This is a genomic window from Nocardia sp. NPDC006982, assembly GCF_042869435.1.
GTDB lineage: Bacteria > Actinomycetota > Actinomycetes > Mycobacteriales > Mycobacteriaceae > Nocardia.
Map to the genome: position 1 here is coordinate 522,744 of NZ_JBIAFV010000005.1, position 18,520 is coordinate 541,263.

14 protein-coding genes are annotated in these 18,520 nt (G+C 66.6%); 4 read left to right on the plus strand and 10 right to left on the minus strand.

The annotated features are described in order from the left end of the window. Positions 1-14: 14 nt before the first annotated feature. Together ACFYOW_RS23180 and ACFYOW_RS23185 are read right to left on the minus strand one after the other, a co-directional pair. Positions 15-2,756, minus strand: coding sequence for an ATP-binding protein (locus ACFYOW_RS23180; protein ID WP_387291043.1), 2,742 nt, complete (start codon positions 2,754-2,756; stop codon positions 15-17). 60 nt (positions 2,757-2,816) lie between these two features. Next, positions 2,817-3,116 (minus strand): hypothetical protein, encoded by a 300-nt coding sequence (locus ACFYOW_RS23185; protein WP_387291045.1) that lies wholly within the window; start codon positions 3,114-3,116, stop codon positions 2,817-2,819. A 208-nt stretch (positions 3,117-3,324) separates the two neighbouring features. Here ACFYOW_RS23185 and ACFYOW_RS23190 point away from each other — a divergent pair, with 208 nt between their 5' ends. Next, on the plus strand, positions 3,325-3,792 hold the full coding sequence (locus ACFYOW_RS23190; RefSeq protein WP_387291047.1) for a hypothetical protein: 468 nt from the start codon (positions 3,325-3,327) through the stop codon (positions 3,790-3,792). Between the two features lie 21 nt (positions 3,793-3,813). On the opposite strand, the gene ACFYOW_RS23195 is transcribed toward ACFYOW_RS23190, so the two are convergent. The 8 genes from ACFYOW_RS23195 to ACFYOW_RS23230 are packed head-to-tail and all read right to left on the minus strand — an operon-like array spanning position 3,814 to position 14,821. Continuing rightward, positions 3,814-4,752 carry a hypothetical protein gene (locus ACFYOW_RS23195; protein WP_387291048.1) on the minus strand — a complete coding sequence of 313 codons (939 nt, stop codon included), beginning with the start codon at positions 4,750-4,752 and terminating at the stop codon, positions 3,814-3,816. Continuing rightward, the gene (locus ACFYOW_RS23200; RefSeq protein WP_387291050.1) at positions 4,749-5,381 is read right to left on the minus strand and encodes a nitroreductase family protein; all 633 of its coding nucleotides are present in this window, start codon (positions 5,379-5,381) and stop codon (positions 4,749-4,751) included. The genes ACFYOW_RS23195 and ACFYOW_RS23200 overlap by 4 nt, the downstream gene beginning before the upstream one ends. After that, the gene (locus tag ACFYOW_RS23205) at positions 5,381-6,367 is read right to left on the minus strand and encodes a ScbA/BarX family gamma-butyrolactone biosynthesis protein (RefSeq protein ID WP_387291052.1); all 987 of its coding nucleotides are present in this window, start codon (positions 6,365-6,367) and stop codon (positions 5,381-5,383) included. The genes ACFYOW_RS23200 and ACFYOW_RS23205 overlap by 1 nt, the downstream gene beginning before the upstream one ends. Beyond that, positions 6,364-7,284 carry a nucleoside-diphosphate kinase gene (locus ACFYOW_RS23210; protein ID WP_387291053.1) on the minus strand — a complete coding sequence of 307 codons (921 nt, stop codon included), beginning with the start codon at positions 7,282-7,284 and terminating at the stop codon, positions 6,364-6,366. The genes ACFYOW_RS23205 and ACFYOW_RS23210 overlap by 4 nt, the downstream gene beginning before the upstream one ends. Beyond that, on the minus strand, positions 7,281-8,372 hold the full coding sequence (locus tag ACFYOW_RS23215; protein WP_387291055.1) for an SDR family oxidoreductase: 1,092 nt from the start codon (positions 8,370-8,372) through the stop codon (positions 7,281-7,283). Before ACFYOW_RS23215 ends, ACFYOW_RS23210 begins: the two co-directional genes overlap by 4 nt. Next, positions 8,369-8,641 (minus strand): acyl carrier protein, encoded by a 273-nt coding sequence (locus tag ACFYOW_RS23220; RefSeq protein WP_387291057.1) that lies wholly within the window; start codon positions 8,639-8,641, stop codon positions 8,369-8,371. The genes ACFYOW_RS23215 and ACFYOW_RS23220 overlap by 4 nt, the downstream gene beginning before the upstream one ends. After that, the gene (locus ACFYOW_RS23225) at positions 8,638-12,039 is read right to left on the minus strand and encodes an AMP-binding protein (protein WP_387291059.1); all 3,402 of its coding nucleotides are present in this window, start codon (positions 12,037-12,039) and stop codon (positions 8,638-8,640) included. The genes ACFYOW_RS23220 and ACFYOW_RS23225 overlap by 4 nt, the downstream gene beginning before the upstream one ends. After that, positions 12,026-14,821 (minus strand): phosphoenolpyruvate synthase, encoded by a 2,796-nt coding sequence (locus tag ACFYOW_RS23230; protein WP_387291061.1) that lies wholly within the window; start codon positions 14,819-14,821, stop codon positions 12,026-12,028. The genes ACFYOW_RS23225 and ACFYOW_RS23230 overlap by 14 nt, the downstream gene beginning before the upstream one ends. 251 nt (positions 14,822-15,072) lie before the next feature. Between ACFYOW_RS23230 and ACFYOW_RS23235 the strand changes: the two genes are divergently transcribed. From ACFYOW_RS23235 to ACFYOW_RS23245, 3 genes are all read left to right on the plus strand, one after another. Next, positions 15,073-15,786: an ESX secretion-associated protein EspG gene (locus ACFYOW_RS23235; protein ID WP_387291063.1), complete on the plus strand. Its 714-nt coding sequence runs from the start codon at positions 15,073-15,075 to the stop codon at positions 15,784-15,786. A gap of 86 nt (positions 15,787-15,872) precedes the next feature. Further along, on the plus strand, positions 15,873-16,247 hold the full coding sequence (locus tag ACFYOW_RS23240; RefSeq protein ID WP_387291065.1) for a hypothetical protein: 375 nt from the start codon (positions 15,873-15,875) through the stop codon (positions 16,245-16,247). A 283-nt stretch (positions 16,248-16,530) separates the two neighbouring features. Next, positions 16,531-18,048, plus strand: a complete 1,518-nt coding sequence (locus ACFYOW_RS23245; RefSeq protein ID WP_387291068.1) for a hypothetical protein — start codon at positions 16,531-16,533, stop codon at positions 18,046-18,048. The last annotated feature ends 472 nt before the right edge of the window (positions 18,049-18,520 follow it).

Consider the following 18,520-nt stretch of genomic DNA (forward strand, 5'->3'; position numbering starts at 1 on the left):
TAGCAACACAACCGTTACTTCGGAACCGGGTTCCTGCTCGCCCAGGCCGCGATCTGGCTGCGGTTGGTGAATCCGAGCTTGGTCAGGATGTGTTGGACGTGGTTCTGCGCGGTGCGCTCGGATAACACCAGTGCGGTCGCGATTTCGCGGTTGCTCTTGCCGGCCGCGACGAGAGCGGCGACTTCGCGTTCCCGTGGGGAGAGCATCGCGCGGTTCAGCGGTGTCGCGGCGAGGGCGCGCAGGCGCTGCACCCAGGGGGCCATACCGCATGACTCCGCCAGTGGCAGTGCGGATTTGGCCATGGTTACACCGTCCTCGGTGGCGCCGCGGCGGATCAGGAGGTCGGCCAGTTCACAATCGGCTTCCACGGCGAAGCAGCGGGCGCCGATCTCGCGACAGATCTTGCGCGCGGTGCCGAGATCCTGTTCGGCGGTGGCTGAATCGCCGAGGGCTGCCGCAAATTTGCCGAGCCACAGGGTGACCGGGCCGAGGTAGTGTCCGTTGCCGCCTCCGCCGACCGCATGACCGTCGCGATACAGGGCGAGGCGCTGCGCGAAGTAGCGAATGTCCTGGTCCAGGCCGAGAGCCAGTGCGACGGAACCGCCGACCACCAGCGCGTTGAGCACGAAGTACGGCGGGATCACCCACTCTTCGGGCGGACCGAGCCCGCGATACAGCGGTTCGGCCTCTGCGGTGCGACCGTCTTCGACCAGTGAAAATGCCGTGCCCAGCCGGGCGAAGATCTCGTTGCGGACCTCACCGCGCATGGACAACGGCGGTAACTCGAAGCTGATATCGAGGTGGCCGCGGTGATGGCCGATGGTGCCCACCAGCGCTCGATACGCGCCGTAACCCGCGGGATGGCCGATCGATTCGGCCAGTTCGCGCGCCTGCCCGCCGAGCCGCAGCGCCTCGTCCAGATCCCCGTGCCCCTGTGCCAAGGCCGCCTCGGCCACCAGCAGATTCCAGCGCGCCATCGGCCCGCCGGTATGCCGCACACACCAGCGCAGCCGCGAGAGCTCACTGCCGATCGCCGCGAGTTCGCCACGCTCCCAATGCGAGTCGATGGCCCAAAGCCTGCCCCACAGTTCGATCGATGGGCTGCGCAGGCTCAGTCCGGCATCCGTCATCCGGGCGGCCAACTCGGCGCGCTCCACCCGGTGTTCCGGTGCGGCGCAGGCGAGTTGACGGGCACGCAAGGCGGCCACCATCGCCTCCGGATCGCCGAATGCGTCGGCGAGCTGCAGTGCGGCCCGGCTCGTCTCGTCGACATCGTCGAGCAGACCCAAATAGACCGAAGCCTCCGTCGAGCGCGCGAGCAGTCGCGTCCGCAGGAGATCCGACACACCGTCGAATTCCAGTGCCTCCGTGCACCATTCACGAATGTCGCGATCCCAGACACGATCGCCGACCGGTTCCAGCACCAATGCGCATTCCGCGATCAGGGTGGCATCACCGACGCGACGGCCGATGGTCAGCGCGGCAACGCAATCCGCGCGGGCCGCCCCCAGATCACCCGCCCGCAGCCTCGCCGTCGCCCTGACCAGCAGCAATCTGCCGCGATCGGCGGCGGCCGATCCGGCGGCATGGTCGAGCGCCAGACCGTAGAGCCGCACGGCTTCCTCGAACGCCAATTCCCGCAATGCCGCATCGCCCGCGCGACGCGCCCAGTGCACCGCGGGACCGTGCTCGCCGGTCACCGCCGCACCCGCCCAATGTCGGGCCAATGCCGCCGAATGCTGTTCCAGCGCATCGGGATACAGTTCCTCGATAGCCTGTGCCGCCCTGGCGTGCAGGATCACCCGCTGCTGCAGCAACAGACTTTCCTGCAGTGCGGCACGCACCAGCGCATGCCCGAATCGCACCGCGCCCGGCTCCGTGCCAACCACCAGTAATCCCGCCGCGACGGCCTCGTCCACCGCGGCCAGACACTCCAGCGCGGGCCTGCCGATCAACCGCGACGCCACCGCGATCGGAAACTCCTCGCCGAGAATCGAGGACGCCCGCAGCAACTCCTGGGTGCGCGGCGCGAGCGGCACCAGTCGGCCGCGGACCACCTCGCGCAGGGTCGCGGGCAGTTGCAGCGCACCCGTCTCCTGCAGCGATCGCCCAAGCTCGCGCAGGTAGAACGGGTTTCCAGCAGTCATCGTGTAGGCGTCGAAGGTGATCCGATCCGGGACGACCCGTCCGGCCTCGGCCTGCAGGCACTGTGCCGAATTCTCCGGGGACAGACCGGTCAGGCCGAGTGTCCTGGTTACCGGCTCCCGCAGCAGATCCGGTTTGATCGCCCGCCAGCCGGTCGCGGCATCGGATACCGCGTCACGTTCGGTGGCGCACACCAGGATTCGCTTACCACGCAGATTCCGGATCAGATGCAGCAGCGCCTGCAGCGACGGTTCGTCGGCCCAGTGGATGTCATCGATGACGAACAGGGCCGCGGTGCCATCGAGACGATCGGCGAAGCTTTCGAACAGCGCGGTGCGCTCGACCGGTGCGACATCGACGGCCGGTAGATCGGCAAGGGCCTGCCGCCACAGCCAGAACGGCGGTGCGTCGGGCAGTTCCAGCGCCCGGGTCCACAGCGTGCGCACACCCTGCGCCTGTGCGCGCTCGGCCAGTTCGGACACCAAACGGGTCTTGCCGATACCCGCCTCGCCGGAACACACGACCAACTGCGGATTTCCGTTCACCGCAGCGTCGAGCCAGCGGAGCAGATCGGCAAGTTCGTCTCCCCGCCCGATCAGCTCGGTCGACACGCGCCACCTCCGAGACGTTGACATTACCCGCGCGGTGGTGCGCACGAGCCGGCATCGCGACTAGGACGCCTCGTGTTCGGTCAGGCCGTCGGTGCTCACATCGCCTTCGAATGCGTGGATGCTCGCGTCCGGCCCCGGACGCACCCCCGCGCGTTCGAATGCCGGGAACAGCCGTTCGGCCGCGTATCGGTCGGCCGCGGCCGCCGATTCCCAGACGTCGACGATGTGCAATGCCCCGTCGGACACCCCGACGATATGCAGCAATTGCCCCGCGATCGGCTCACCCCCGAGTTCGGCCACGACCGCGTGGTACTCCGGCAATCCCACTCCGGGCGTGCGGGTGATGTTGATGAACGGCATGGTCTCTCCTACCTTCGAGCCACCGCCGGGTGCGGTGATTGCTGCGAGATTACGAAGGAACCGGCAGGTCCGACGTCCGCCGAACTACTCATTCCAGCTACTCATTCGCGCAGGGACGATTCGCCGAAGGTGCCCTTTCAGCCCTTGCGATAGGGCGAGTCTCTGTCGAGACTGGACCGGTCGAAGTTTCGCGAGTGCAGGAGCCAACATGGCCGTCACAGCTGTTCGTCGTATCTCCTCCGGGTTCGCGGTTCTCACCGCAGTCATTGCGTTGGGAGGCGGGTCGTTACTGGCGTCCGGCGCCGCCGTCGGCGCACCGGGGGATGTCACCACCACGGTGACGCTATCGGGGCAGGCTGCCACCGGATGTACGGCGCAGGTGAAGGCAACGGTGGCAGGCAGTTCCGCGCTCGGGCTCGGGAACTACATTCCGCCCGTGGAGTTCTGGGATGACGGAACGTTCCTCGGAAGTGTCACGCCGACGGTGAACAAAGCGACTCCGTCGAACGGTGTTTCGCTGACCGCCCAGGTCGACTGGAAGCCCGCCACGACCGGCAACCACACGGTGCGGGCGAAGTATGTGGGCGGCAACTACACGCCGGAGTCGGAGGGCTCGGTTGTGGTGCGCGTCGGGACAGGCATGGATCTCGGATCGGTGTGCTTGCCGATCGGATGACACCTGCTGCGGGCGTCGGACTTACGTCAGGGCGATCGCCTGCACGATCAGCACGATGTACAGCGTCAGGATGAACAGGACGGCCGGGAGCACCGGATAGTCCGGCTTGCTGCCGCGCACGAACTTCACTGCTCCCCAGATGGGAAGCAGTAAGAGCGCCAACGGAATCCAGGCGACAACGGCCCGTGCTGATGTGTGTGTCCATGGTTGGACGAGAGCGATGTCGGTGGCGGCGGCGATGGCGGCGCACAGCAGTCCGAACGCGGTACTGCCCCTCGCGCCGAGAGCATTGGAGTAGAAGTGCTCGTCGGTGCGTGGACTGCGAGATGTCTTGCGGGCGAATTCGAATTGCAAGAACGCGCCCGCGAAGATCAGGGCCACGGCCGCGGTCTTCCAGGTGGCGCGAACCTCACCGGTGTCAGCCGCCGATAGGACGACGTAGGCGGTAACCAGTAGTTGAACCGGATAGGTGACGGCTAGATTCGCCAGAATATCGGTTCGAATGGTCGCAGATAGGCGCTCGAGACCCCACAGCGCCAGGCCGTAGGCGAGGACGGCGGCGATCATGAGCGCGGAGACCATTGAGAGCGTCAGGCTGGCGGCGATCGCGACGACGGCGATGACGGCCATGGCGGCACGCAGTTCGGAAGCGGAAATCGCACCGGTGACCAACGGGCGGTCCGGATTGTGCACGCGGTCGTAGTCCAGGTCCTTCTGCTCGTCGACCATGCGCAGATACAGCAGGACGAACGCGACGACGACGATGCGCAGAACCGTGGATCCGGTCGGATGCCAGGCCGAATCCGGTTGTGACACAAGGGCCGCGGTGCCCTCCAACGCAAGCGCCCAGAGCACGCCATACAGGACGTAGTGTGGTTTGTACATAACCGCAGTGAAGCGGCCGATGCGCACCACGGAATCGAGGAAACCAGAAGGTGACGTGCCGGCGACCTCGCTCATGCCTCGCTCCACCGATCCCACATGGTCACCTCCGCGGCGGGCGTGCGCCGCAACCCCGGCCCCCGAGTGCCGGGCAGCAGATGCGCGACCGGCAGCATGGCGACCTGGGTGACCTGCTCGAACGGAATCCCGAGCAGGTCGGAGATGTCTCGCTCATACGCCAGATGTGCGGTGGTCATGGTGGAGCCGAGCCCACGTTCGTGCAGCGCGAGCATGAAGTTCCAAACCGCCGGATAGATTGAGCCGTAGAGACTGGCCAGCAGCAGCGGCGACGCGTTCGCGGGCAGGCGCCCGAGCGAGCACACGATGACCAGCGCGGGCACCTCGTGCAGGTGCGCCGCGAGATGCTGCCCCGAGGCCAGGTCACCGAGTTGGTCCGGACGGGGTGTGCGCGCGGAAAGGTAAGCGGCGAAACCCTTTCGGTAGTACTCGGCGATCTGCTGTTTGGTCGTCGGATCCTCGACCACCAGGAATCGCCACGGCTGACGATTGGTGCCGCTCGGCGCGTGCACCGCGATATCCAGACAGTCCAGCAGGTCTTGGCGCGCGACCGGACGCGTCAGGTCGAGCCGGCGGCGGAAGGCGCGGGTGGTGGTCAGCAGGTCGGTGCCCGAGAACTCCTCGCCCATCAGACTCCTTCTGTGTCGGCCTCGGAAACCAGTGCGTCCTCGGCGAATTCGAGGTCGATCTGGGCGGCCACGGCATCGGCTTGGAGGATCTCGCAGTGGATGACGGTGTTGCCCGCCCCTTGGTCGGTGATCTCCGCGGTGCATTCCGCGGGCAGATCGAGCTCGACGAACCGGTCGAAAGTACTTGCCACACATTCGAGTTGGGGCAGATCGTGCACGACCATCGACAGTGCGGTCTGACGGCAGGCCTCGATGAGCAGACTGCCGGGCACATGGTCGAGCTGGTGGTCGAACAGGAACGGATGGCCGAGATCGGGTACCAGCCGCGCCCGTGCGACCGCGCCGTCGCGCAACGGCGAGCCGATCACCACATTGCGCCAGTTCTCCCGGCCCACCGCGGCGGGTGCGGCGCGTTCGGTCAGTGCCGAGGCGCCGCGAAACTCGCCGAGCCCCAGGCTGTCCCGGAATCCGCTGCGCAGCCCCGACCACTGTCGCCCGGTCACCCAGGAGAAGGATCCGTCGACCGTCAGCATCGGCTCGCCGTCGGATTCGATCTCGAGCACCATATCGAGCCCATGCAGCACGCCACCGCGCTGATGGCGCTGCGGCACTCGCACATGCATCACCAGATCGGCGGGCGCGGTGCGCACCTCCCAGGCGGCGGTGTCGGATCCGGTGCCGTTGAAAGTGCGTACCACGAATGCCATTTCGTTCGGCACTCCGTAGAACTTGTGCGTCAATGCGATGGCGGCCTGCCGGGCCGCCTCCATGACCACCAGCGGATCATGGCGCACCGCGAGCGATCCGGCGTGGTCGCCGTAATACGCGTGCATTCTGGGTAGTTGGGCTCCGGCGACGAAGGTGTGCTCGCCGACGGCGTCCAATGAGGTGACGAACACCTCCGAGACCGCGCATCGGTGTGCGAGTTCCCGGGAGATCGTGCGGATATGGCTCGCCGTCTGTACGGCGGCCGCGTCTGTGGTCACGTTCGACCCTCCAACCATTGTTCGGCGGACACCGGTCGCAACGTCTGCGACGCGGTGCCGGTCCGCATGGGAAGTACATAGGATCCGAGTACGATCGCCGACCACGGATCCAGATCCCGGCCATCGGCCCAGGCTCGATACAGCAACTGCGCGCAGTCCGCATCCGAGGCCGGATCGAAGCCGGATGGGGCCGCCCTACCGGCCCGTGCCCAATCGTGTAGCACCCGGTCGAGCGCGTCCGCCCGATCGAAGCTGCGCGCGGGGGTGCGCGCATACAGTTCCTCGGCGATCGCGGCCGCGGCCGCCGCGCGGTCCACACCGGCGCAGGCTTGTGCGATCACCGCTTCCCGGCTCCATTCGTCCAGGTAGATGGCGAGTTCCCGCAGTACGTCGGCGGGATCGTCGGGCGAATGCACCAGGTTCAGCAGGTAGTTGTGACGGCCGAGCAGATACCGCAGCTCACCGGGGCGGCGCTTGCGCGGATCGGTGGCGCCCTTCGCCTCGGTCAGCCGCACCGGTACGGGCAGCTCACCGTCGGGCGCGTGCACGACGAGTACGAGCACATCCGAGATGGCGACCAGCAGATCGGCCAGGCGGCGGCGTTCGGGAGAGGCGATATTCCAGGCGAAATACCACAGTGCGCGGGCCAGATGCCGGTCGACCGGAACGCGGAACGCGCTGACCACCCGAAAACCGTTGTCGGCCAACCAATTCAGGGTCGGCTCGACGGAACGCGCGACAATCGCGTCCGGCTTGAGCAGCAGCAGGGAATGCTCCCTGGCGAATTCGGCCGCGTCGACGCCGAGCCGATCGAGTTGGTCCACCGTTTCCTGCACGTAGGTGTCGGCAACGTAGGCGTCGACCTTCTGCGGAGACGGCGTCAGCGCGCTCAGCAATTCCCGCAACAACTCACTCATGGGGCCGCTCCGTCGAAATCGTTGCCGGCCAGGATGTCCGCTATCGAGGGCAGCGGCATGCCGAGGTATCCCGATTCCAGGCAGTAGTCCAGCAGTACCCGCAGATACTCCTTGCCGCTCGCCGGGGACGGCTTGCCGAGCAGCACGTCGGCGCGGGCGGTGTCGAATACCAGCCGCCGCCGGAAATAGGTCGTGTAGAGCGAACCGATGCGGCGGTAGTACTCGCGCTCGATCGGCTCGAGATCGTCCTCGGCGAAGGTCGCCTCCGGCACGAAGGTGGCGACCTCGAAGGACGGATATTCGGCGAGCACATCGGAGACCTCGCGCAGCGAGAGGGTGTCGCGGCCGAGAGCGTGCAGTGTGCGATTCCGTGCGGAGTCGAAATCCAGAACGGCCGCGGCGATTACATCGGCGACATGGTCGACCGGTGCCAGCGACAGCGTCGCGTCATAGCGCCCGGGCAGCGAGCGCAGCTTGCCCTCGACCATGAGTTTCACGACGGTGTAGAGGTTCTTGTACTCCCGGATCGTCCCGGTATCGCTCGCTCCGGTCACGATGCCGGGGCGCACGATGGCCCACGGCAGGCCCTGCTCACCGGCCGCCCGGACCAGCTTTTCGGCGCGAAACTTGCTGTCCTCGTAGCCATTTCCGAAGGCCTGACCGGCGTCGAGTTCGTCCTCGGTGATGGTGCCGCCCCGCATGCCGCAGACGTAAGCGGTGCTGACGTGCACGAGCGGCACCTCCCACTCGCGTGCGAGCGCGATGGCATTCGCGGTGCCGACCACATTGAGTTCCTCGTAGTCAGCCGCCGATGCGTCGAATGCCGTTGTGGCCGCGCAGTGCACGATGATGCCGACCCGCTCGGCCAGATCCTCGGTATCGCGCTCGGACAGGCCCAATCCGGGCAACCGCACGTCACCTGCGACGGCGGTACCGGCCTCGATCAGGGTGCCGTCATTGCGCACGATGGACGAATTGCTGTGCAGCACCGCGGCAACCGGCCGGCTCGCGGCGGCTAGCCTGGCCACGACCTCGGCGCCGACCAGTCCGGCCGCGCCGGTCACCAGCACGGTATCGCCGGAGTTCATAGTGGCACCTCGGCGGCCGCCGAACTGCCAGACACCAGGGCGATCACCGCATCGACCCGGCGCACGCCCACCAGTTGCTCGGGCCGGTAGCGCGGCAGTTCGAACGCACGCTCGAGGACGACGGTGAGTTCCATCAGACGCAGTGAATCGAAGCCGAGATCCTCCACGAGGCGGTGCTCGTCGGACAATTCGGCGGGCGGTTCCGGGGCCATGGCCAGCACGATCCGGCGCACCTTATCGGCAGTCGTGGTACCAGCCACCGCGCTCATGACTCTCCCTCCCGCAGATGCGGTTGTTGGCCACCGGAGGCCAGCAGATCGCGGGCCTCGTCCAGGGGCAGGTCGGTATTCAGATACCCGGCAATGCGCAGCCAGTCGTAACCGATCGCCAGCGTGCGCCGCCACTGCTCACGTGAATCGAAGGAGGCCGGGAATCCCGTTGTCGTCTCGGCCCCCGCCGCGACCCATCGGACCAGTGTGACGAAATCGTCCAGCACCGCGAGACCCGCGAGAGTATCTCCGCCCGTTCCGATTATCTCCGAGAAACGGACCCGCCGTGCCGATTCCAATTGCGTCAGCAGATCGTCACGGCGCAGGGCATGGTTCGGCAACATCCGCCGCAGGGTCCGCGCGGGCGCGACGTCGGCGGGCAGCGAGTGAATCCCGAATGCGGACAACAAGACACGGACGGCCATGGCGATGAGCCGGTGTGCGGCGATATCGGCGACGGCGCCCTGGGAGTTCTTGACCGCACCCGCCAGGTCCTCCCTGGCGTTCTCCAAGACGACATTGGACCACACCAGATTCAACGCACATTCGGTGAATCTGGTTGCGGGCAGGGGCGACAGCGTCGCGATCACATCTTCGCGGGTAGCGCCGGTCAGGCCGAGGGCGGGGGCGGCCGCGTAGGGCACCGGAGTGTACGGCTTCACCGGCTTGCACATGGCCAGCGCGGGTTCGATGAGTTCCCCACCACGCCACTGCAATCCGACCAGACCGAGCCCGAGGAACTCGAGCAGATCCTCGGCGATGTCGTGTTCGGCGCGGCCGAGGACATCGCGCAGCGAATGCCGGAAAACCACCGAACGCCAGGCGCGGGCCGCGCTGTCCGAGAGTGCGAAAACGTCACGGTCGTCCCGGATCACGTGGATGTGCCCGCCGATCGTCCAGGTGGTAACTCCTGGTCGGCGTGCGAATAGGATCTGGTGCGGGTCATCGGCGATCTCGGGCACGCCGAGCGCCGCCGCGAGCTCCCAAACCTGTTCCCACGCGAGGTGTTCGGTCAGCCTCGTGAGGTCGTTGTAGCGATCGATGAGCGCATCGGTTCCGATGCGGTCGAGTTGGTGCGGCAGCCACTTGGTTTCCAGGTAGCTTTCGCCCTTGCGGGCGGCCCAGCCCTTCATCGCCTGGACCAGTCCGTCGCGCGCCCAGTCGGCGGCCTCGGCCTCCGCGTGCAGGGCCCGCAGCGCGACCGCGTATCGCAGCGCCTGCGTCGCGCGCCGAGTCCACCAGTCGGCCACAAGCGCGATGAATCTCGAATGCGGTAGCAGTGCACGCAATTCCGCGACGTTCGGTTCCCCGGGCCGGACCACGGTCGCGCGCAGGAATCGCTGACACCGGTTGAGCAGATCCTCGTCGATCTTGTCCGAACCACTCGCTGCCAGCTCCAGCTGGTTGCGCAGCTGCGCCTCGGACCGCGTCCGCACCTCCACGCGCCGACCATCGATGAACAACACCGTCGGCAGTGTCGGCAACTCCTCGTCACCGGGGGCGACAACCAGGAAGTCGATATCGGATCCGGCATTGCCGAAGCCCTCCGCCAGCGAACCCTCGAACAGCACAATCGAATCAGGCGGTACCGCAACACTTTCCAATGCCCGATCGAGCAACTGTCGCACTCGTTCGGCAGGCAGCGCGGGCTCGGGCACGGCATCGCCGGTAGCCGGGCTGTCCGTACGCGGTTCCGATTCGGTGGTGGCGTCTGCCGCGTGCACCACCGCACCCGCCAACGCGCCGTCCGCGAACAGCTGCCACATATGCCGACGCCGCGGTTTGCCGCTGGAGGTGCGGCGGATGATGCCGCGCGGGCCGGTCACGATGTGCACCGTCTGCGCGGGCCCGAGTTCACCGCGAATGATTCTGCGCGCCTCGGCAATCCAGTCTCCCGGTGCCGATTCGGCGAACAGCGCGATGCCCTGGGAACCGGCCTCGGTGATCGCGACGGCGGCGAGTTTACCCTTGGTGATTCCGGTTTCCTGTGCCACCCGGGATTCGATGTCCTCCATGAACACCGACCGGCCGCGGACCTTCAGGCTCGACCCCATCCGGCCGAGGACGAAAACCTCACCCTTGTGCAGGAATCCGGCATCGCCGCTGAACAGCACCCGCTCGACGATCCGCGTCGACGAACCCGCGGTCGGTTCGCCGGAGTAACCCAGCGCGACCGAATCCCCGACGACGATCATCTCGCCGAGGGTGCCGTCGGGCAGTTCCCGGCCGTCTTCGTCGACCACCCGCACGGTCGATTCGGGTGTCGAGTAGCCGAGTCCGGTGATCCACCCGGAGCCCTCGACACGGTGGGTGTCGTCGAGCAATTCTTCGGCCAGGATCGTAATGGGTTGGCCGAAGCGAAGATTCGGATTGTCGAGCCGCAGCGCGGTGATCGGCCGGTTGCGCGCGGAAGAGGTCACCATCAGCGTGGCCTCGGCCAGACCATAGGCGAGGGTGTATGCGTTGGTCGAAAAGCCTTGTCTGCCAGCCAGATCCGCGAAGGACTGGAGGTCGGCCACCTCGACAGGCTCGGAACCGACGGCCAGCGTCCGCCAGCCGGACAGATCCAGATCCGCGATCTCCTCCGGCGCGACGCGATGCGCCACATAACCGAGCGCGAACGACGGCGACGGCGTGTGCTGTGCGTGCGACATGGCGCGCAGCCAGCGCGCCGGATCGCGGACGAACTGGTCCGGGCGCATCAGATACAGCTCGCCCTGATTGGTAACGGTGGTGAGGAATGCGCCGACCAGGCCCATATCGTGATAGAGCGGCAGCCAGGAAACCATGGTTTCGCCGTGCCGCCAGTCGATCAGCGTCGAGATCATCGCGATGTTGTTGGCCAGGTTATGCCAGCTGACCCGTACCCCGCGCGGCGTTCCGGTGGACCCGGAGGTGAATTGCAGCAGCGCGCATTCATCAGGCTCGCCGAATTCGCGCTCCGTCGGCGCGGGGCCCAGATTCGCGGCATCGATAACCAGCGGTTCGTCCGTGCGGCCCGCCGCCTCCGCCGCTTTGCGCACCAACTGCTCGAACTCCGTCGAGGTCACCACCAATCGCGGCCTTGCCTGCTCCAGAATGGCCGCGATATGGGCGATGATCTGGTCGAGGTCGCCGAACATCGGCGGCGCGACCGGGGTGAAGACCCCACCGCAGGCCCACACCGCGTAAAATGCGGCGGCACAGGGGAATCCGGTCGGCATGATCACGCATGCGCCATCGCCGCTGCCCATACCGTGTTCGCGCATGCGCACCACGATCGACCAGCTCAACTCCGCGAGATCGTGATAGCTGCGGTACTCCCAGCCGTCGGCCTCGTCGGCCAGGTGGATCCCGGCGTCACGCGCCGGATCGGCCAGCCAATTGCGAACTGCGGCAACGTCTTTATCCGGCTTCATCCCGCAGCTCTCCTCCCGACAGCACGGTAACGGTACCGTTCGTGCCGTCGACCCGTATTCCCATACCAGAACGAATCTTCTTGGTCAGGTCCTTGACCTGGACCACCGTCGGAACTCCCAACTCCCGTGCCACGATCGCGACGTGGGTGAGGGGACTGCCGCGCTCGATCACCAGCGCCGACGCCGAGGGCAGCGCGGCCACCCAACCCGGATCGGTGCGATATGCCACCAGGATGCCGCCTGCCACGTCGCGTGGCTCGTCGACGACCACCGCAGCGCCCTCGACGATTCCGGATGCTGACGGTGTGCCAGGCAGGACGGTGCCGACGGTCGCGGCCGGGGTGTCGGTAACCGGTACCCAGCCTTGGCGCGCGAGCTCCGCGCGCCCGAAGGCCGGCCCCGAGGTGACGAAGCGGGCCGGGGCGACGAGCTCGGCGTCCCTGGCGCGCTGGGCTTTCCGTGCGGCGACCAGATCACGCAGGCCGCCGCTGGTGGCTGCTTGCGGGTCGCTCGAAACTGCGCCGCTAGCGACTGCTTGCAGGTCGCTCGAAACGGCACTGCTGTCGTAGCAGCCGCGCAACTCCTGGACGGTCAGCGCGAAGACATCGTCGAATTCGTCGATGACGCCGCGCGCGACCAGATCTCGGCCCATTACCCGGATCATCCGCTTGACCATGCCGAAGGCCCTGGTGCGGCAGAACCGCAGCCGCTCCCGATGCGCGGCGCACCGATTCACCTTGCCGCGCAGTCGTTCATAGATCCGCCGCCGAAAGCCGCGCAGATTGGCGTCGAGGTACTCGTCGGCCTCCGCACCGCGGCTGTGCTGCGTCGCCTCCCCGACGCGGCCGATCGCGCTGCGCAGCATGACGAAAAGGCTCGCGGGCTCCTCGCGCAGATCCGGGGTTTCCAGCTTCAGTTCGTCCAGGCTGCGGTAACCGTAGCGATCGATGTAGTCCTCGATCCGGCTGCGGAATTCGGTGCGGTCACGCACGGCGTCGTAAATCTGTTCCGGCGCGGTCGAATTGATCAAAGACACCAGTTCGGGATCCTGGCGAACGAACTGCGCGAGCTCGGTCATGGCGCGAGCCGGTTCGGCGGATTCGACATCCGCGCCGGGGCCGACGACGGCGTACAGGAACCACTCCGGCGCCTTCGGCAGCAGCAGTTTGGTCAGCAGATACATCAGACCGGTGCAGGTCAACAGGATTGCGTCCAGGACCATCAGCGGACCCCAGCGCTCGACCAGGTCCCGGTCGACCTTGCGATAAGCCGCGTAGGCCTGTTCGCCGGTCAGTGTCGAGTAGTCGAGCGCATCGTATTCGTCGTAGACGTGGTAGAAGTCGGTCATGAAGCGCTCGACCATATCGTCGATGCCGAACAGCCGCCGCACATAGGTCACCGTGGTGATCGCCCGCGACCACAGCCGGGCCGGTGGCGTGCGGAAGGTGAACGGGCGCAAGGTCTTCGCGATCTCGTCGGGCAGCGGCTCGTCGACGCCGAGCGCGGCCTCGAGCACCTTCCGGTTCAACGGATACCCGGGTGCGATGCCCACCATCCGGTACCAGTGCAGCAGGTTGTAGTAGACCCGGCCGTGAAAGTAGCCGAGTAGCACCGGAGTCCAGCGATCGGTCTGGCGCAGTTGCGCGTCGGGCACCCGCAGCGATTTCGCGTAACCGTGGTACACGCGGCCGTAGATGTCTGCGGCGGTCGTGTAGGTCAGCGGGGAGGTGATGCCACTGAAACTCTCGATGATGTTGGAGTTGTCCCAGATTCGCTCATCGCCGTCGGCGAGCACCTCACCGGCGCCGCGCAGTACCGCACCGCGCATCGGGCCGTCGGTGATCGCCGTGGTGATCGGCCGCGACTGCAGGAACCAGAGGCCATCAGCATCGATCGCCCACTCGATGTCCTGTGGCGCACCGAAATCGGCCTCCAGCTTGCGTCCCCACTCCACCAATTCGGCCAGTTCAGCATCGGCGAGCACCGTGCTCTCGCGGCGCTGCGGCTCGACCTCGAGCACCGTGCAGCCCTGCTCCCCCGCAGGTGCATAGCTTCGATCCTTGTCCCCCACAGTCGTTTCCAGCACTGTGCCGGAGGATTTGTCGACCACGACCGAATCGGCGTCCACCGCACCCGACACCAACCCCTCGCCGAGCCCGTACACCGCACTGACAACCAATTCGTCTGCGGCGCCGCTGATCGGGTTCGCGGTAAACATCACTCCGCTGAACCGCGCATCGATAAGACGTTGCAGCACAACGGCTATGGCGTCGGCGCGCGGCTGTCCGTGCGCGAAGGCATAGCGGATGGACCGTTCCGAGAATGCCGAGGCCCAGCAGTCCCGCACGCGCGCCGCGACCGCGTCGACACCGTTGACGTTGAGGAACGAATCGAACTGGCCCGCATAGGACTGGCCGGGACCATCCTCGACGACCGCCGACGATCGAACCGCGATCGCGGCCGCTCCCAGACGGCCGTAGGCATCGGCGATCAGTTCGCGGACCGGCTGCGGCAGTGGCGCATCGACGATCGCGGCGCGTAGTTCCGCACCGGCGGCCAGCGCCGAATCCAGATCGTCCGATGATGTGACATTCAACACAATAGTCGCCAAATCGGCGTCTGTATCGGTCTCGATAAGGAACCGGTTGAAGACATCGGTGCCGAGGACCGCCCAGTCGGGAACCCGGAAGCCACCATTGTGCAAGGTGTACAACCCACGCGCTTTACCCCCGCCTAGCGCGGCAAATGTCGCCGAGTCGGTCCACGGTCCGAGTACCTGCAAGACTTTTCTCCCATCACCCCCGTTCACCGCACCGGAGCAGGCGCTCCGGCACAACAAGGGCAGCGCAAACCGAAGGGGCTGTCTGGATATATCCGAGATTTGCTTTCGACGTTAGCCCGCAAACCTTGGGTACTGCTTGGTAAAGACTTGGTTCGAACGCCCAGAGGCACCAGTAAGCTGACCGTTTCGAGCGACCTGCAAGCAGTCGCTAGCGGTGCGATGACGTTCTGGGCTGTAAGGAGTGATTCGGCGTGGGTTGGACCTTCACCCCGGACGAGTTCGCCCATGTCTGGCGCGAGACCGAAGTGGACCGTCACCCGTATCCGCTGCGCATTCTGGAAACGCCGCGAACCGAGGCCGAGGCCGACAAATTGCGCGCACAGTTGGAGGAGCGACTACCGCCGCGCAGCGATCCGGACCTATCGGCGTGCCTGCGGATCATGGCCGCACCGCAGACCAGGATCGTGGCAATCGGCGGCGGACATGGTCCCGGCACCGAGATCCGGCTGCTGGCCTGTGCGATTTACGACCGCGCTGTCCTCGCCATCCAAGAACCCGGTACCGGACCGGATTTCGGTGAGCGCGTACGACTTTCGATCGGACTCAGCGCCAAACTCGGCGCGCGGATCGCCGCATTGCTGCCCGCGGTCCCGGCCGGACACGAACCGGCGCGGGCGGCATCCGCCGATGCGATCCGCGACGACGAGACAGTGGTCGTAGCACAGCGGGCGGTGCCTTCGATCCGGCGGCTGCTGCTCAAGCCGCATACTGCCGAGGGACATATCCGGATCGAGGGGCGGCTGGACCACCCGTCGCCACAGCCGCCGATCCACTACACCTGGATCGATGTCAAAGGCGACGGGCGCTATCTGATCAAGGCGGGCGATACCGTGCACATCGTGCCCGCTTCGGCCGAACAACTCGCTATGCAGCTGCAGAAACGAATTCCCGCGCAGGCCCGATAAGTCGCCACCGGCCCGAACTATTTCATCCGGAGGCATGGCCAACGGCTAGTCTGAGGCGGACCGACCGATCCCCGGGGGTGTGGTTCATGACGATCGAGAGCAGCCGAGCCGATATTGCCCGCTTCAAACAGGAGGCACAGGCGGGCACCGTCAAGTTCGATCCGGAAGCGGCGCGACGTTGCGCCGAAATGTACGACAACCAAGCCGACCGACTCATTTATCTACGCCAACGCCTCGAATCAGCGGGCGAGCTGGACGGCTTCGGCGGATTCATCTCCGCACAGCAATTAGAGGCCGGATTCGCGCACAAGGCCCGCGACGCCGCCACCCTGCTAGATCACTACATAGAAGCCGCCTACCGCATGAAAGAGGCGTTCCTCATCAGCGGCGGGCTGTTCGAGGAGGCCGATGCCGCGAACGCCGCAGCGCTGCGTGCGATCGAAACGCGGGTGCCGCGGTGAGTGGTGACGCCGCGCAAGGCGGCTGTCGCGTGTCCGGTGGGCGAATCAGTATGCCCGGTGGGCGAATCCGGACACAGCGCGTGACTCGGAAGGCGTGGTCGAGCCGCAGCGAGGCGAACGCGCAGGGTCGCTGCCGGGCGCTCGGTTGGCAAGGCAGGACACAGCGCGTTATGCGGAAGGCGGGGCCGAGCATCAGCGAGGCATCCGTGCAGGGCGGCGGCCGAGTAGGTCAGGACATGGCACGCCACGGGATGGCAGGGGCGAGCGTCAGCGAGGCGCGGCGATGAGTGGTAATGATCCCGATTACATCAGCTCGATGGAGCATTTCGAGTCGATGAAGCATGAGGAGATCTACACCAAGACTCAGCAGATCGATGCCGCGCAGATCCTCAACGCATCGGTCACGTGGCTGGAAGTCGCAGGGACGCTGGCCAGTTCGTTTCCATTGACTCGAGCCGGCTCGGATCGGGTAATGAATTCGATGGCATGGGAGGGCGCCGCCGCCGAAGCCGCCTATGCGAGTGCCCGCAGCTACGCCGACTCCGTCGACGAACTCGCTGCGATCATGGGACAGGTCGGCACCCGCCTCGGTGCGGTGGCCGCGGCCGCCGAAGCCGTGAAGATCGCCGTTGTGCCACCGGGCAATTCGGGCCCGATCGGCACCATAGCCCGACTGCTCGAAGCCGCCCATGTGATCAACGCGCAGATGGCGGAAGAGGCGCTGCGCCAAGAAGCCGTCCTCGCCATGAACATGATCTACCAACCCGCCTACCAAATGGCAGGCACCGCCGTCCCCGCCCTCCCGGCACCCCCCGCCTTACCAGGCGCGACACCGTCGGCATCCACCAAGCCTGGCGCACAGGCCCCGCAAACCTCACACTCCGCACCGGGATCCCAAGCGCCACAACCGAAGCCCACACCGTCTCCCCCGGAGTCCGAAGCACCGCAACCAACTCCGAACTCGACAACACCGACACCCGGCACCCCGGATTCCCGGCCACCACAACCCACCCCGGCACCCAGCACACCGGAACCGGCGCCAGCTCCCTCCACACCGGAATCCCAAGCACCACAACCAACTCCGGACCCGACCACACCAGCACCCACAACTCCGGCCCCCGGAACCCCGGAATCCCAGGCACCGCAACCCACCCCGGCACCGCCCAGCACCCCGGATTCCCAGGCGCCACAGCCCACCCCGGCTCCGCCCAGCACACCAGAACCGGCACCAACCCCCTCCACACCGGAATCCCAAGCACCACAACCAACTCCGGACCCGACCACACCCGCGCCCACAACTCCGGACCCCGGAATCCCGGAGACCCAGGCACCGCAACCCACGCCGGAGTCCCAGGCACCCCAGCCGATCCCGGCTCCGCCCCCTCAGCCTGCTCCAGATCCACAGCCGTCCCCTGCACCTGCCACACCGGATTCTCCAGCGCCGCAACCAACAGCGCCCCCGACACCGGAATCCCAGGCGCCACAGCCCACTCCGGCCCCGCAGCCGGCGCCCGCCCCAACGCCGGAACCTTCAACCCAGCAAGCACCTCCTCCAGCCCCATCCCAACAGGCCCCGCCCCCAACGCAGGAGACCCAACCTCCCGCACCCGCGCCAGCACCCCCTACCCAACAGGCACCCCCACCCCCGTCCCCCGTCCCGTCGCAACCAACCCCTGCCCTGCCCGACCCCGGCGGCCAGCCCGGCATCACCGGCCCCATCCCCGACCAAACCGGCCCATCCCAACCCCCACCGACGTCCAACCAACCCGGCGTAATCCCCACCCCAGAAGGAACCCGCTGACCCACCCGCACTCCTTACCGAAATCCGTACCCCTCGCCTGCCGCTACAGGTAAACGAGTGCGAATCCAGCCAGAGTCAGCGCCTCGCCCGACCCCGCAGCGACTCACCCGGCCGGAAGGCCTCACAATAGCGGCGAATCCAGCGAGACCTGGCGCATCGCCGAACCCGAAAGCACTCAGCCTGGCCTGCAATGTCCGGCAAATGCCGCACCCGACCAGAGCTCACCCCTGCCGGGATCCACGCTCCTGGTGGGCCGCAACGTCGGGCGCGCATGCCAGCGAGGGCCGAACTGTCGGCTAGCGGGGACGAGAAGAGAATCCGGGGACGGCATGACCATCCCAGTGCCTGGACCAAACCATGAATCAACCCAGCCCTAGCTGGGATCCGCACCCCGATACAGAGGCCGAGCGTCACGGTGTCACAAGCTGTGGTTGGCCTGTGGTCGGACGCAAGGTCCATCGGCTCGGGCTCC